Here is a 15,207-nt window from a genome sequence, read left to right as displayed (position 1 = left end):
TTAGGCTTCCTTCGCGACCGCGGGGGTCTTGGCGGGAGCCGCGGCCTTGCGGGCCGCCTTCTCGTCGGCGAGCTTCTTGGCCTCTGCGACCTGGGCGATGCCTTCTTCTGCGCGCAGGACCTTGGTGCGCATGACGGCTTCGCTGAGGCCCAGCTGGCGGTCGAGCTCGACCGTGGTCTCCGACTTCGCCGTGAGCTGCACGACGGCGTAGATTCCTTCGGTCTTCTTGTTGATCTCGTAAGCCAGACGACGTCGGCCCCAGATGTCCACGCTGTCGACGGTTCCGCCGTCGTTGCGCACCACGTTGAGGAACTTGTCGAGGCTCGGAGCCACGGTGCGCTCGTCGATCTCTGGATCGAGGATGACCATCAACTCGTACTGATGCATGACTAACCCACCTCCTTTGGACTAGAACGGTCACAGACGGTCTGTGACAGGAGGGTTGTACATCGGTCGCCCTCGGCCGAATGGCGTCTGGACAACCTGCCTAGGTTAGCGGATGCCGCGGGGTTAAGCGAGCCCGGACATCCCACCCCGTCTCGCCCTCCCACTCACATCCACTCACAACGACGGAGATCGCGCCGGTTCTGCGCGCTTCGGGCCGATTCAGACGCGTTTTAGGCGGAAAGTCCGTCGTTGTGAGTGGGGTGGGTTGGAGTGGGGTGGGTGGAGACGAGGAGGTAGAGCTCGCCGAGCCGCTGCGCCGCCCCCGACCACGACAGGGAAGCGGACCACGCACGAGCGTCCGCGCTGAGCTCCGCCTGGCGCTCGGGGTCGGCCAGCAGGGCTGCGATCGCGCGCGCCCATTCCTCCGCCTCGTCCTCTCCGCCGGGGGCCCCGCCGTCGACGAGGATGCCGCTCACCCCGTGCCGCACGGATTCGACGAGGCCCTGGGTGCGCCGGGCGACGACCGGCGTTCCGCTCGCGGCCGCCTCGAGCGCGACGAGACCGAAGCTCTCGGAGTGGGAGGGGACGAGCAGCACGGCGGCCTCGCGCATGAGCCGCGCGACATCCGCCCGGCTCTGCGAGCCCAGGAAGCGGATCCGCCCGCCGGCGCCCGAACGGGCGGCGAGCGCCTCGAGCTCGCGCAGGTAGCCGTCGGCCCCGGGAGTGGGCTCGCCGACGATGGCGAGCTCGGCGCCGAGCGCCGGGTCGAGGCGGGCGAACGCCCTGATCGCGAGATCCTGCGCCTTGAGCGGCTGCACCCTCCCGACGACGAGCAGGAGGGGCGCGCGACGGGAGGGCGGCACGGCGCCGGGGTGGAAGAGCACGTCGTCGACCCCGGGGGCGACCACGGCGACGCGCGACGGCGAGGCCCCGTAGTCGCGCACGACGCTGTCACGCTCGGCCTCGGTCGTCGTGACGACGAGCCGCGAGTGCCGCACGATCCGGCGCTCCGCCTCGATCCGCGCCACCGGCTCGCCGCGGTCGCCCGGCGCGAGGCTCGCGTTCTTCATGGCGCCGAGGGTGTGGAAGCTCTGCACGTGCGGAACCCCCCAGCCCCGCGCGGCCTGCACGCCCGCGAGCCCCGAGAGCCAGTAGTGCGAGTGCACGACGTCGGGGCGTTCGAGCCGCGCCATCGCGGCGGCGAACTCGGGCACGACCGCGGCGAGATCCTCCTTGGCGACGGGACGCTGCGGCCCGGCGCGCAGGGAGCGCACGGCGACGCCGCTCGGGAGGACGACGAGCCCCGCGTCATCCGGTGCGCTCGACCGGGTGACGATCTCGACGCGGATGCCGCGGGCCTGGAGCGCCTCGGCGAGCGCGAGCTCCACCACGTTCATGCCGCCCGCATCCCCCGTTCCCGGCCGGGCGAGCGGCGAGGTGTGCACGCTGACGAAGCAGACCCGGGACACGCTCATCCCCTCATCCTGCCCCGCCCGCCGGGCGAGCGCACTGCGGGCGCGGCACTCGGCGGACCCGGCGCACCGCGCGCTCAGGCCTCGTGGATGAAGGCCTCGAGGCGCTCACGGGCCACGTCGTCGGGCAGCTGCTTCGGCGGAGACTTCATGAAGTAGGCGGCCGCGGCCTCGACAGGGCCTCCCAGACCGCGGTCGAGGGCGATCTTCGCGGCGCGCACGGCGTCGATGATGACACCCGCCGAGTTGGGCGAGTCCCAGACCTCGAGCTTGTACTCGAGGCTCACGGGCGCGTTGCCGAAGCCGCGCCCCTCGAGGCGGATGAAGGCGAACTTGCGGTCCTCGAGCCACGGCACGTGGTCGCTCGGGCCGATGTGCACGTCGCGCGCGGGGATCTCGGCGTCGAGGTTGCTTGTGACCGACTGGGTCTTCGAGATCTTCTTCGAGGTCAGGCGCTTGCGCTCGAGCATGTTCTTGAAGTCCATGTTGCCGCCCACGTTGAGCTGGTAGGTGCGGTCGAGGATGAGCCCGCGGCTCTCGAACAGGCGGGCGAGCACCCGGTGCGTGATGGTCGCGCCGAGCTGGCTCTTGATGTCGTCGCCGACGATCGGGAGGCCGGCATCCGTGAACTTCGCGGCCCACACCGGGTCGCTCGCGATGAACACGGGGATCGCGTTGACGAAGGCCACACCCGCGTCGAGTGCGGCCTGGGCGTAGTGCTTGGCCGCCTCGTCCGAGCCCACGGGCAGGTAGCAGACGAGCACCTCCGCGCCGGATTCGCGCAGCCGCGCGGCGACGTCGACGGCGGGGGCGTCCGACTCCTCGATCTCGTCGCGGTAGTACTCGCCGATGCCGTCGAGGGTGGGCCCGCGGTCGACGACGACGCCCGTGGCCTCCACCTCGGCGAAGCGGAGGGTCGCGTTCTGACCGGCCCAGATCGCCTGGGCGAGGTCGGCGCCCACCTTGCTCGCGTCGACGTCGAAGGCCGCGACGAACTCGAGGTCGCCCACGTGGTAGTCGCCGAAGCGCACGTGCATGAGCCCCGGCGTCGGCTCGTCGTCGCTCGCGTCGCGATAGAAGGTGACGCCCTGGATGAGCGCGTTGGCGCAGTTGCCGACGCCGGCGATGGCGACCTTGATTCCCATGGACTGGACTCCTCGAAGTTCTTGCGCTCCCCGCGGCGCGCAGCTTCAGCGTCGGGTTGTCGACAGGGGAAGGGAGTGCGCCGTCGGATGCGGGGCCAGGAACCCACTGTAGACCTGATGTAGATGCATCATCGACTTGGGCGACGCTCCGTGACGTGCCGGCAGGGTCGGCGAGGTGCGCGGCGGCGTCAGCGGCGTGCCGGCCGCGTCAGCGCTGCGCCCACCACTGCTCGAGGCGGCGGCGGGCCTCCTCCTCGCCGAGCGGTCCCTCGTCGAGACGCAGCTCCATGAGGAAGCGGTAGGCCTCGCCGACCTCACGACCGGGGGAGAGGCCCAGGATCGCCATGATCTGCTCGCCGTTCAGATCGGGCCGCACGGCTTTGAGCTCCTCCTCCTCGCTCAGAACCGCGATGCGCTCCTCGAGGTCGTCGTAGGCGAAGCCGAGGCGGTCGGCCTTGCGGCGGTTGCGGGTGGTCACGTCGGCGCGGGTCAGGATGTGCAGGCGCTCGAGCTCGTCGCCGGCATCCCGCACGTACCGGCGCACCGCGGAGTCGGTCCAGGCCCCCTCCGTGTAGCCGAAGAAGCGCAGGTGCAGCTCGATGAGGCGCTCGACCGAGGCGATCGTGTCGTTGTCGAAGCGCAGCTCGCGCAGCCGCTTCTTGACGAGCTTGGCGCCCACGACGTCGTGGTGGTGGAAGCTCACGAGCCCGCCCGGCTCGAGCCTGCGGGTGGCGGGCTTGCCGATGTCGTGCAGCAGCGCGGCGAGCCGCAGCGTGACATCCGGCTCGGCGCCCGGATGCCGCGAGTGCTCGAGCTCGATGGCCTGATCGAGCACGGTCAGGCTGTGCTCGTAGATGTCTTTGTGGCGGTGGTGCTCGTCGATCTCGAGGCGCAGCGCGGGGAGCTCGGGCAGCACGAGCTCGGCGAGGCCCGTGTCGACGAGGAGGTCGAGACCGGCCCGCGGATGCTCGGTCTTCAGCAGCTTGACGATCTCGTCGCGCACCCGCTCGGCCGAGATGTTCGTGATGCGGTCCGCGAGCCCGACCATCGCCTCGCGGGTGGCGTCGTCGAGCGTGAAACCCAGTTGCGAGGCGAACCGTGCGGCCCGCATCATCCGCAGCGGGTCGTCGCCGAACGAGACCGCGGGAGCGCTCGGGGTGCGCAGCCGGCCGGCGACCATGTCGTCGACGCCCGAGGAGGGGTCGACGAGCACGATCTGCGGAACCCGCAGCGCGAGGGCGTTGACCGTGAAGTCCCGGCGCACGAGATCGCCCTCGAGGGTGTCGCCGAAGACGACCTCGGGTTTGCGCGAGCGGCCGTCGTAGCTGTCGGCCCGGTAGGTCGTGATCTCGACCGTCTCGCCGCTGAACTGGGCGCCGATCGTGCCGAACTCGCGCCCGATCTCCCAGTGCGAGTCGGCGATGGGGGCGAGCACCCGAAGGATGTCGTCGGGCCGGGCGTCCGTCGTGAAGTCGAGGTCGACGGAGCGGTGGCCGAGGAACGCGTCGCGCACGGGGCCGCCGACGAGGGCGAGCTCGTAGCCGGCGTCGTCGAAGGCTCGCGCCACCCGGGAGACGACGGGGGAGGCTGCCAGCTCACGGAGGCGTTCGAGGGCTGCCGCGACGCTCTGCATGCGCTCAATGGTAGTTGCCCGTCGCAGGCAGGCCGCGCCGTCCAGCTTTCGCCGGGGCTCGTCATCGTAGAATCGCCTCTATGGTGGCTGAGTCGATTGCTGGGGATCGACGTGCGCCCGTGGCCCCCCCGGGCCCGAGCGCCACGGTGCTCCCGCACTCGCGAAATCCCCGGCCGTCGGCACGATCCGCGGGCAGGATGACGCTGCAGGCCCTGCTCGCCCTCGCACTGCTCGTGGCGACCGTCGTCGCCCTCCCGATCGCCTTCCCCACCGCCGCCCAGGCCGCCACAGAGGGTGTCACCCTGCAGCTGAGCCCCGCCGGAACGGGAGAGCTCACACCCGGGCAAGACCTCACCCTCACCCTCACCCTCGAGAACGACGGACAGACGACCATCCCGGCGGGCACGCTCGACGTCTCGCTCGCCGGCTCCCGCTTCGAGACCACGGCGGCCCTCGATGCGTGGCTGCACCCCGGTGGCGACGGCGGCGACGGCAGCGACGGCAGCGACGACGCATCCGGCGAGAGCACGCCGACGGCCGCTCCCGAGACCCCCGCCCCCGCAGACCTCGGGCGCCCGATCGCCTCGCTGACGACCGAGCCGCTCGGGCCCACCGAGTCGCGCACCCGATCGATCGTGATCCCCGCCGCCCAAGTGGGCCTGAGCCCGACCGACAGCTGGGGCGCCCGTGGTCTCGCGGCGGTCTGGCGCTCCGGTGACGACGAGGTGGCCCAGGGCCGCAGCTCGCTCGTCTGGTACTCGGGGGAGGCGATCACCCCCGCCAGGATCGCGGTCGCACTGCCCATGATCACCCCCGCCGGCAGCACGGGGCTCATCTCGGCGCAGACGCTGGAGACCTACACGGGCCTCAGCGGCATCCTCACGCGCGAGCTCGACGGAGTCGCCGACACCCCCGTGGCGATCGGCGTCGACCCGATGATCATCGCCTCCATCCGCGCCCTCGGCAGCGACGCCCCCGAGTCGGCGGTGCAGTGGCTCGAGCGCCTGCGCAACGCGAGCAACGAGATCTTCCCGCTCGCCTACGGCGACGCCGACATCGCCGTGCAGGCGCAGAGCGGCCTGCCCGCACTGCTGGCGCCCACCTCCTTCGCCTTCGCCCTCGACGCGGCGCGCTTCCAGAACCCGCCGAGCGAGCTCCTCCCCACTCAGACGCCGGCGGCCGATGCCTCGAGCGCCACCTCGACCAGCGCGGATGCCTCCGAGCCGACCGCATCCGCGGAGCCCACGCCCGAGCCGACCACCGAGGCCCCCGCCGCCCCCACGCTCGAGGAGCTCCTCGACTGGGACTACACGACCACCGGCATCGGCTGGCCCGGCGACGGCACCGTGACCGCCGCCGACCTGCCCGTCTTCGCGGCGAGCGGCGTGACCACCACGATCCTCTCGAGCGGCAACGTGCAGAACACCACGGCCGGCGAGACGCCGATCACCGCGACATCCGTGGGTGAGAGCAGTGCGATCGTGAGCGACGACGGCGTCTCGCACGCGCTGCGCGACGCGATGGCCTCCTCGGGCGATGCCGAGTGGCGTTCGGCGATGAGCGAGGTCTCGTCGAGGCTCGCGATCATCGCGAGCGCGGATTCCGCACAGCCCCGCACCGTCTTCGCGACCTTCGACCGGCAGTGGGCGCCCTCCTCGTTCCGGATCTCGGAGACGGTGGCCGGCCTCGACACCCCGTGGTCGGATCCCGCCGGCCTCGAGGGCGTCATGGCCTCGGCGCCGGCCACGGGAACGACCCTGGTCGACCACCCCGAGAGCGACGCGCGCATCGCGTCCACGCGCGCGCTCGTCGAGCGCGGCACACAGCTCGAGCAGTTCGCGACCGTGCTCACCGACCCCGCGCTGCTCACCGGGCGGGAGCGCCTCGAGGTGCTCGCGATCCTCGCGGTCTCCTGGATCGACGACGAGCAGGGCTGGAGCGACATCGTCAACGCGCACCAGGTCGAGAGCTACACGACGCTGCACTCGGTCACGATCGCGCCCGCGACCGACATCACGATGGCCTCGCCCGACTCCTACATCCCGGTCACCGTCGTCAACGACCTCGACCTGCCGGCGACCGTGCAGATCCGCGCGACGCCGTCGAACGGGCGCCTGCAGGTCGAGAGCGGCACGAGCGTGACGGTCGAGGCCAACTCCCGGGCGAGCGCCCGCCTGCCCGTCGAGGCCCGCGTGGGCAACGGCCAGGTCTCGCTGCAGCTGCAGCTCGTGAGCCCCGCGGGCGTGGAGATCGACCAGCCCTCGACCCTCAACGTGAGCGTGCACGCCGACTGGGAGGGCATCGGCGCGACGATCCTCGCCGTGCTCGTCATCGGGTTCTTCGGCTTCGGCGTTCTGCGCACGATCTCGCGGCGGCGCAAGGCCCGCGCGGCCGCCGAGGCCGGTGAAGCCGGCGAGGCCGGTGACACGGCGGATGCCGCGACCGAGGATGCCGCGACGGCACCCGCATCGCCCGCCGACCCCGCCCCTGCCGACCCCGCCCCTGACCCGACCACCCCCGAGCGGCCGCGCGATGGCTGAGGGCGGCGTCGGCCGCGCGAGCCTGCTCCTCGCCTCGGGAACCGTGGTCTCGCGGATACTGGGCTTCGTCAAGACCATCGTGCTCGCGAACGCCGTCGGCGTCACGAGCGTGAGCGGCAACGCGATCGCCACGGCCACGATGCTGCCCAACAGCATCTACGTCATCGTCGCCGGCGGCGTCCTCAACGCCGTGCTCGTGCCCCAGATCGTGCGCGCGGGCCTCCACCTCGACGGCGGCCGGGCCTACATCAACAAGCTCGTGACCATCGCACTCGTCGTGCTCGCGGGAACGGCGATCGTCGCCACGCTGCTCGCCCCGCTCATCGTCTTCCTGTACGCGAGCTCGTACTCCTCCGCGCAGCTGGCCCTCGCCACCGCCTTCGCCTACTGGAGCATCCCCCAGATCTTCTTCTACGGCATGTACACCGTGCTCGGCGAGGTGCTCAACGCGCGCAAGTCGTTCGGCCCGTACACCTGGGCCCCCGTCCTCAACAACGTCGTGGGGATCGCGGGGATCGTGCTCTTCATCGTGCTCTTCGGCGCCGACGACGGCACTCGGGGAACGTCGTTCTGGACTCCGGCGATGATCGCGATCATCGGCGGATCGGCCACTCTGGGGATCGCCTCGCAGGCGATCGTGCTCTTCTACTTCTGGCGGCGGATCGGGCTCAGATACCGCCCCGACTTCCGCTGGCGCGGAGTGGGGCTCGGCGAGGCCGGGCGCATCGCCAGCTGGACCTTCGCGATGCTCATCGTCACCCAGATCGCGGCACTCATCGAGACCAACATCGCCAACACGGCGGGAGACTCGGGTGCCCCGTCGACGTTCGCGCTCTCGACCTCGTGGCTCGTCTTCATGCTGCCGCACTCGATCATCACCCTGTCGATCGCGACCGTGTACTTCACCCGGATGAGCGAGCACGGGCGCCCCCGCAGCCCGGGGGAGGGGGGCGGCCCCGACTACGGCGCACTGCGATCGGACTTCTCCTCCGCCATCCGCTCGATCGGGCTGCTCATCGTGCTCGCCGCGGCCGTGCTCATCGTCGTGGCCTACCCCTTCGCGGCCATCTACACCGACGAGTTCGGCGAGATCCAGGCCGTCGGCAACCTCATCATCGCCTTCGTCTTCGGGCTCGTCGGCTTCAGCGTGCTCTTCGTCGTGCAGCGCACCTTCTACGCGCTCGGCGACACCAGGACCCCCTTCTTCTTCACGCTCTTCCAGGCGATCCTGCTGAGCGCCGGGGTCGTGGCCTGTCTGCTGCTGCCCGTCGAGGTCCGCGCGCTCGGGATCGCGGTCGTCACGACGGTCGCCGGCACCGCCCAGCTCATCCTCGCGGCCGTGCTGCTCCGCCGCCGCATCGGCGGACTCGGCGGCCGCAGCTTCGCCCCGAGCATGGCGAAGTACATCATCGCCGCGTTCCCGGCGCTGCTCGTCGGCCTGCTGGTGCTGTGGGCCCTGGGCGGCACGAGCGACGGCGGCTTCGGCGTGAGCTCGAAGTTCGGCGCCATCCTGTGCATGATCGTCGTCGGCATCGCCATGGCGCTCGTCTACTTCGTGGGTCTCGTGATGCTGCGCTCGCCCGATCTGGCGGATGCCGTGGCCCCGGTCGTGCGCCGGCTGCGGCGGGGCAGGCCGTAGCCGCCTCCGCTCCGAAGAAGGGGTGGGAGCGGTGTGGAGGCCGCGGTTCGGAAGCGGCCGGAACGGGTGCCCGAGACAAGCTGACACAACCCTGTGAACGCCCGGCCGGCCGCGGAATAGCATCCAACTAGGATGTGTTGTACCCCTCAGCGTGACTGCCCAGCCCGGCAGTTTCCGGTAGTTCACCGTCATCGTCAAGGAGACAGCGCTTGCGCGAGATCATCATCATCGGTTCGGGTCCGGCCGGCTACACGGCCGCCATCTACGCTGCACGAGCGAACCTGAAGCCGCTCGTCATCGCCAGCTCGGTCGAGGCGGGCGGCGAGCTCATGAACACGACGGAGGTCGAGAACTACCCGGGATTCCCCGAGGGCATCCAGGGCCCCGACCTCATGGCACAGTTCCAGGCACAGGCCGAGCGCTTCGGCGCCGAGGTCGTCTACGACGATGTCGCGAGCCTCGAGCTCGAGGGCGACGTCAAGCGCGTCACCCTGGGGTCGGGCGAGACCCACGAGGCGAAGTCGATCATCGTCGCGACGGGTTCCGCCTACCGCAAGCTCGGCCTCGACGACGAAGAGCGCCTCTCGGGCCACGGCGTCAGCTGGTGCGCCACCTGCGACGGGTTCTTCTTCCGCGAGAAGACGATCGCGGTCGTCGGCGGAGGCGACTCGGCGATGGAGGAGGCGACCTTCCTCACGCGTTTCGCGTCTAAGGTCTACGTCATCCACCGTCGTGACAGCCTCAAGGCGTCCAAGATCATGCAAGACCGCGCTTTCGCGAACGAGAAGATCGAGTTCGTCTGGAACTCCGAGGTCACGGGCATCACCGGCGACGAGGGCGTCACGGGCGTCATCCTGAACGACACGGTGACCGGCGAGGTCAGCGCGCTCGACGTGCAGGGCCTCTTCGTCGCGATCGGCAACGACCCTCGCACCCACGTCGTGCACGGTCAGCTGGATCTGACCGACGACGGCACGATCGCCGTCTCCGGCCGCAGCTCCAAGACCAACCTGCCGGGCGTCTTCGCCGCGGGCGACGTCATCGACCCGCACTACCGCCAGGCCGTCACGGCCGCGGCCTCGGGAACGGTGGCCGCACTCGACGCCGAGGAGTACCTCGCGTCCCTCCCACAGGCTCCGCTGGCCGACGCCAGTGAGAACGAACTCGCTGTAGTAACCCACTAAGGAGAAAAATGTCCACCGCACGCAGTGTCACCGACGCCGACTTCGAGCAGGAAGTCCTGAAGTCGGACAAGACGATCCTCGTCGACTTCTGGGCCGAATGGTGCGGCCCGTGTCGTGCCGTCAGCCCGATCCTCGACCAGATCGGCGCAGAGCACGCCGACAAGATCGAGATCGTCAAGCTCAACGTCGACGACAACCCGCAGACCGCGGCGAAGTACATGATCACCTCCATCCCCGCGATGAAGGTCTACCAGGGTGGAGAGGTCGTCAAGACCGTCATCGGCGCCAAGCCGAAGCCCGCCCTCGAAGCCGACCTGGCCGCCTTCCTCAGCTAGGCGACCGGATTCGACGAACATCCGACCCCGCCTGGCACAGTCCAGGCGGGGTCTTTCCATATCCACGACCCTCTAGTCTTGATACACGTCTTTCGATCACCTCCTCACGATCGGGCGTCATCACGCGAACAGCACGGAGATAGTCAGTGTCAGAGAAGGCAAACACCGGCCGGACGACGGGCAACAACCTCGACCCGTGGTATCACCACTACGCCCAGCGCACAGCCGGGCTGAGCGCCTCCGAGGTGCGAGCCCTCTTCGCCGTGGCCTCCCGGCCCGAGGTCGTCTCCCTCGCCGGCGGCATGCCGTTCGTCTCCGCCCTGCCCCAGGATCTCGTGACCGACTCCCTCAACCGGGTGATGCGCGACCTCGGCCCCACGGCCCTGCAATATGGCTCTGGCCAGGGAGTTCCCGCACTTCGTGAGCAGATTCTCGAGGTCATGGCGCTCGAGGGCATCCAGGGCAGCGCCGACGACGTCATCGTGACGACCGGTTCGCAGCACGCTCTCGAGCTCGTGACCAAGCTCTTCATCGACCCGGGAGACGTCGTTCTCGCCGAGGGCCCGAGCTACGTCACGGCGATGGTCGTCTTCAACTCCTTCCAGGCCGAGGTCGACCATGTGCCCATGGACGAGTGGGGTCTCATCCCCGAGGCGCTGCGAGAGCACATCGCCTCCCTCAAGGCCGCCGGCAAGACCATCAAGTTCCTGTACACGATCCCCAACTTCCACAACCCAGCGGGAGTGACGCTCAGTTGGGAGCGGCGACTCGAGATCCTCGAGATCGCCAAGCAGAACGACATCCTCGTTCTCGAAGACAACCCGTACGGCCTGCTCTACTTCGACGGCCCGCCCCCGCAGGCCCTGCGCTCGGTCGAGTCCGACGGCGTCGTCTACCTGGGCACCTTCTCGAAGACCCTCGCGCCGGGCTTCCGGGTCGGCTGGGCCCTCGCGCCGCACGCCATCCGTGAGAAGCTCATCCTCGCCAACGAGGCGGCGATCCTCTGCCCGAGCTCGTTCAGCCAGCTCGTGATCAGCGAGTACCTGAAGAACGCCGACTGGAAGGGGCAGATCAACACCTTCCGCGGCGTCTACCGCGAGCGCAAGGAGACGATGCTCTCGGCACTCTCCGAGCACCTGCCCGAGCTCAGCTGGACCAACCCGACGGGCGGCTTCTACGTCTGGCTCACCCTTCCCGCGCACCTCGACTCGAAGGCCATGCTGCCGCGCGCCGTGACCGAGCTCGTCGCCTACACTCCCGGAACGGCGTTCTATGCGGATGGCGGCGGGCGGCAGAACATCAGGCTCTCGTTCTGCTATCCGACGCCGGAGAGCATCAGAGTCGGCGTGCGTCGCCTCGCGACCGTCATCAACGGCGAGCTCGACCTGCTCGAGACCTTTGCCGGAACAGGATCGCTCGACGCGGTGCGCACGCCACGCAACTCCTTCCCCCCGTCGGACATGCACTAGAAGAAAGTCCTGATCATGGCAGATTTTTCAGACCTCGACGTCGTCGTTCTGGCCGGGGGCATCTCACACGAACGTGACGTCTCGCTCCGCTCGGGCCGCCGTGTGGCCTCCACGCTGACGGGCGCGGGCCACCGCGTGGTGGTGCGGGATCCGGATGCGTCGCTGCTTCCCGACATCGCGCGCAGCCGCCCCGACGTGATCTGGCCCGCCCTGCACGGCGCGAGCGGCGAGGATGGCGCGCTGCGTGCCCTGCTCGACGGCGAGGGCATCCCCTACGTCGGTTCCCGCGCCGACTCGGCCCGTCTCGCCTGGTTCAAGCCGACCGCCAAGTCGCTCGTCTCCCGCGCCGGGTTCGCGACGCCCGATTCGATAACGCTGCCGAAGGACACCTTCCGCGAGCTCGGAGCGAACAGCGTTCTCGAGCGCGTGCTCAGCTCCTTCGGCGTTCCGCTCGTCGTGAAGCCGGCCCAGGGCGGCTCGGCCCAGGGCGTGACGATCGTGGATTCGGCAGACGACCTGCCGCGCGCCATGGTCGACGCCTACACCTACGCCGATGTCGCGCTCATCGAGCGGAAGATCGTCGGAACCGAGGTTGCGATCGCCGTGATCGACACGGGGGACGGCCCCGTGGCGCTTCCCGCCGTCGAGATCGAGCCGCTCAGCGGGGTGTACAGCTTCGAGGCCCGGTACAACGCGGGGGAGACGCTCTTCTACACCCCGGCCCGACTGTCGGATGAGGCCTCGGCCCTCGCCGGGCGCACGGCCGTCGCCATCCACGAGCTCCTGGGCCTCCGGCACATCTCCCGGGTCGACCTCATCATCGACGCCGAGGGCGTTCCGTGGTTCCTCGAGGCGAACGTGCTCCCGGGCCTCACCGAGACGTCTCTCGTTCCCCAGGCGATCGAGGCAGCCGGCCTCGATCTGGGAACCGTCTACGGACAGCTGGCCCAAGCGGCCATCCGCGACGCCCAGGCCGAGAGCTCGACGCCGGAACCCGTCTAGACGACCGGGTTTCCGCCGAAACCGGGCTCGCCGAGCTCGCCGAGGATCCGGTTGAGATCCGACACGGTCGCGAACTCGATGACGAGCTGACCCTTGTTCGCGCCGAGAGACACCCTGACCCGAGTGTCGAGCCGGTCCTCGAGGCGTTCGGCGATCTCGTCGAGGTGACCGCGCTTCTTTCCGGCGTTCGGTCGCGCTTTGCGGGTGCGAGGGCCGGATGTCGCGGCCGCCTCGGCCGCGCGCACCGAGAGATCCTCGTTCACGATCTTGGTGGCGAGGTTCTGCATGCCCTCGAGGTCGCCCACGGAGAGGATCGCACGCGCGTGCCCGGCGCTGAGGACCCCCGCGGCGACCTTGTTCTGCACCGATTCGGGCAGTTTGAGGAGTCTGATCGTGTTGGTGATCTGCGGACGGGACCGCCCGATGCGCGTCGCGAGCTCATCCTGGGTGATCCCGAAGTCAGCGAGCAGCTGCTGGTAGGCCGATGCCTCTTCCAGAGGGTTCAGATTGGCGCGGTGGAGGTTCTCCAGGAGCGCATCGCGGAGCATGTCCTCATCCGCGGTGTCTTTGATGACCGCGGGGATCGTCTCCAGGCCGACCCGCTTGGTCGCACGGAGCCGACGCTCACCCATGATGAGCTCGTATTTGCCCTCCTGGCCGGCGAGGGGCCGGACGACGATCGGCTGCAGCACCCCGAATTCGCGAATACTGATGACGAGCTCATCGAGGGCCTCGTCGTCGAAGTAGCTGCGCGGCTGCACGGCGTTCGGGACGATGTCGGCGGGGGAGAGGTTCGCGAGCCGGGCACCGGGCACCGCGATGAGCTCGACCTCCGGATTCTCGGCGGCCGCGGTCGCATCGGCCTCGTGGTCGGGGAAGAAGACGTCGACGGGGCGTGCGGGGCGAACCTCATCGGATGTCGGGATGAGAGCACCGATGCCCCGGCCCAATCCACCTCTTTTTGCTGCCATTATTCGCCTTCTCCATTCGTCGACTCGGATTTCTTCGGCATCACACCACGTCGAGCCATCTCAGCGGCCGCCTCGAGATACGACAGCGATCCAGACGAGTTCGGGTCGTAGCTGATGACACTCTGCCCGTAACTCGGGGCCTCCGACACTCGAACCGAGCGCGGGATGATCGTGTCGAGGGTCTCGCGAGGGAAGTGATCGCGCACATCCTGCGCCACCTGATTGGCGAGGTTCGTCCGCGAGTCGTACATCGTCAGAAGGATCGTCGAGACCTGCAGGTCGGGGTTTAGGTGCCGTTCGATCAGCTGGATGTTCTGCAGCAGCTGGCTCAGACCCTCGAGCGCGTAGTACTCGCACTGGATCGGGATGAGAACCTCGGTCGCCGCGACGAATGCGTTGATCGTCAGGAGCCCGAGCGAGGGCGGGCAGTCGATGAACACGTAGTGGAAGGGCTCGTCGAGGCTGTCGAGGTAGCGACGCAGGGCGCGGCCGAGCCGTTGTTCGCGGGCGACGAGCGAGACGAGCTCGATCTCCGCGCCGGCGAGATGGATGTTGGCGGGAACACAGTAGAGGCGATCGAACTCGGGGCTCTTCTGCACGACGTCGCCGAGCTCCTCATCGCTGACGATCACGTCGTACACACTCTGCACGTCGGCACGATGCTCGACACTGAGCGCAGTCGAGGCGTTGCCCTGTGGATCGAGGTCGATCACCAGCACCTTGGCACCCGACCGAGCGAGAGCCGCGGCGAGGTTCACAGTCGTGGTGGTCTTACCGACGCCACCCTTCTGGTTGCTCACCGTGATGATGCGGGTCTTCGAGGGAAGGGGGAGCGACGACGAGGCGAGCGCCTGCTTCCGGCGCCTGATCTCGGCGAGCTCGTGAGCCAGAGGCGTGTCGAAGCTCGAGGATGTATCGGTAATTGTGGTTCTCCTGCTCGCGATGTTTCACGTGAAACGTCTGGACCCGCCGAACACGAACGTCATCGATGTCGGCGGACTGGTGTGCCTGCGCACGCCGCCCAGATGTCGCGTTGTGGGGTCATCGTTGTGAAGTCATGGTTGTGAAGTCATGTGTCGTGAGGTCATATCGATGTGTCGTGATGCCATGTCGTGACGCCATGAGATCCGATGCGTCTCGGCCGTCGTCCGCACGCCGTCCGCTTCCAACTGTAGTCGCCCACCCGACGCCCGATGTGCTGAATCCATGTCTCGAGCGTTGCTGGGAGCCCATCCACAGCACACGTGGAGGAGTGGGCCGCGAGCTTCCCGTCAGGAATGCCGTCACCGGTGACCGAACCCGGCCCGAACCACACCGGATCACCACGTCGAGCCAGTCCCCCTCGTGCAATCCGCTTCGTGCAACCCACTTCTGCCAGTCCACTTCTGCCAGTCCACTTCGTGCCAGTCCGCCCTCGACGGTTGCTCACC

Annotated in this window: 12 protein-coding genes; 6 read left to right on the top strand and 6 right to left on the bottom strand. The window is 69.0% G+C overall.

Annotated elements, in window-relative coordinates; all coding sequences use genetic code 11:
* The 4 genes from rpsF to CLV54_RS01705 form a co-directional block, all read right to left on the bottom strand.
* Window positions 1–387, bottom strand: coding sequence for a 30S ribosomal protein S6 (gene rpsF / locus CLV54_RS01720; protein ID WP_100343222.1), 387 nt, complete (start codon window positions 385–387; stop codon window positions 1–3).
* A gap of 230 nt (window positions 388–617) precedes the next feature.
* A complete protein-coding gene (locus CLV54_RS01715; protein ID WP_100343221.1) occupies window positions 618–1,862 on the bottom strand; it encodes a glycosyltransferase in 1,245 nt (414 codons plus the stop codon).
* A 74-nt stretch (window positions 1,863–1,936) separates the two neighbouring features.
* On the bottom strand, window positions 1,937–3,004 hold the full coding sequence (locus tag CLV54_RS01710; protein WP_100343220.1) for an inositol-3-phosphate synthase: 1,068 nt from the start codon (window positions 3,002–3,004) through the stop codon (window positions 1,937–1,939).
* A 208-nt stretch (window positions 3,005–3,212) separates the two neighbouring features.
* A complete protein-coding gene (locus CLV54_RS01705; RefSeq protein ID WP_100343219.1) occupies window positions 3,213–4,637 on the bottom strand; it encodes a CCA tRNA nucleotidyltransferase in 1,425 nt (474 codons plus the stop codon).
* Window positions 4,638–4,834: 197 nt separating this feature from the next.
* Between CLV54_RS01705 and CLV54_RS17340 the strand changes: the two genes are divergently transcribed.
* The 6 genes from CLV54_RS17340 to CLV54_RS01675 all read left to right on the top strand — a co-directional run bounded on the left by CLV54_RS17340 (window position 4,835) and on the right by CLV54_RS01675 (window position 12,806).
* A complete protein-coding gene (locus tag CLV54_RS17340; RefSeq protein ID WP_157802759.1) occupies window positions 4,835–7,177 on the top strand; it encodes a DUF6049 family protein in 2,343 nt (780 codons plus the stop codon).
* Window positions 7,170–8,816 (top strand): murein biosynthesis integral membrane protein MurJ, encoded by a 1,647-nt coding sequence (gene murJ / locus CLV54_RS01695; RefSeq protein WP_100343218.1) that lies wholly within the window; start codon window positions 7,170–7,172, stop codon window positions 8,814–8,816. The genes CLV54_RS17340 and murJ overlap by 8 nt, the downstream gene beginning before the upstream one ends.
* A 209-nt stretch (window positions 8,817–9,025) precedes the next feature.
* Window positions 9,026–10,000, top strand: coding sequence for a thioredoxin-disulfide reductase (trxB, locus tag CLV54_RS01690; RefSeq protein ID WP_100343217.1), 975 nt, complete (start codon window positions 9,026–9,028; stop codon window positions 9,998–10,000).
* A gap of 8 nt (window positions 10,001–10,008) precedes the next feature.
* Window positions 10,009–10,335 carry a thioredoxin gene (trxA, locus tag CLV54_RS01685; protein WP_100343216.1) on the top strand — a complete coding sequence of 109 codons (327 nt, stop codon included), beginning with the start codon at window positions 10,009–10,011 and terminating at the stop codon, window positions 10,333–10,335.
* A 146-nt stretch (window positions 10,336–10,481) separates the two neighbouring features.
* Window positions 10,482–11,804: an aminotransferase-like domain-containing protein gene (locus CLV54_RS01680; RefSeq protein ID WP_100343215.1), complete on the top strand. Its 1,323-nt coding sequence runs from the start codon at window positions 10,482–10,484 to the stop codon at window positions 11,802–11,804.
* Between the two features lie 15 nt (window positions 11,805–11,819).
* Window positions 11,820–12,806 carry a D-alanine--D-alanine ligase family protein gene (locus tag CLV54_RS01675; RefSeq protein WP_100343214.1) on the top strand — a complete coding sequence of 329 codons (987 nt, stop codon included), beginning with the start codon at window positions 11,820–11,822 and terminating at the stop codon, window positions 12,804–12,806.
* On the opposite strand, the gene CLV54_RS01670 is transcribed toward CLV54_RS01675, so the two are convergent.
* Together CLV54_RS01670 and CLV54_RS01665 are read right to left on the bottom strand one after the other, a co-directional pair.
* Window positions 12,803–13,777, bottom strand: a complete 975-nt coding sequence (locus tag CLV54_RS01670; RefSeq protein ID WP_100343213.1) for a ParB/RepB/Spo0J family partition protein — start codon at window positions 13,775–13,777, stop codon at window positions 12,803–12,805. The two genes, CLV54_RS01675 and CLV54_RS01670, sit on opposite strands and share 4 nt — an antisense overlap.
* A complete protein-coding gene (locus CLV54_RS01665) occupies window positions 13,777–14,721 on the bottom strand; it encodes a ParA family protein (RefSeq protein WP_100343212.1) in 945 nt (314 codons plus the stop codon). Before CLV54_RS01665 ends, CLV54_RS01670 begins: the two co-directional genes overlap by 1 nt.
* Between the last annotated feature and the right edge of the window lie 486 nt (window positions 14,722–15,207).

Origin of the sequence: Compostimonas suwonensis (genome assembly GCF_002797855.1) — a bacterium.
In the GTDB taxonomy this organism is placed as follows: Bacteria; Actinomycetota; Actinomycetes; order Actinomycetales; family Microbacteriaceae; genus Compostimonas; species Compostimonas suwonensis.
The sequence above is the reverse complement of the archived record's forward strand: the minus strand, read 5'-3'. Positions and strand labels throughout refer to the sequence as shown.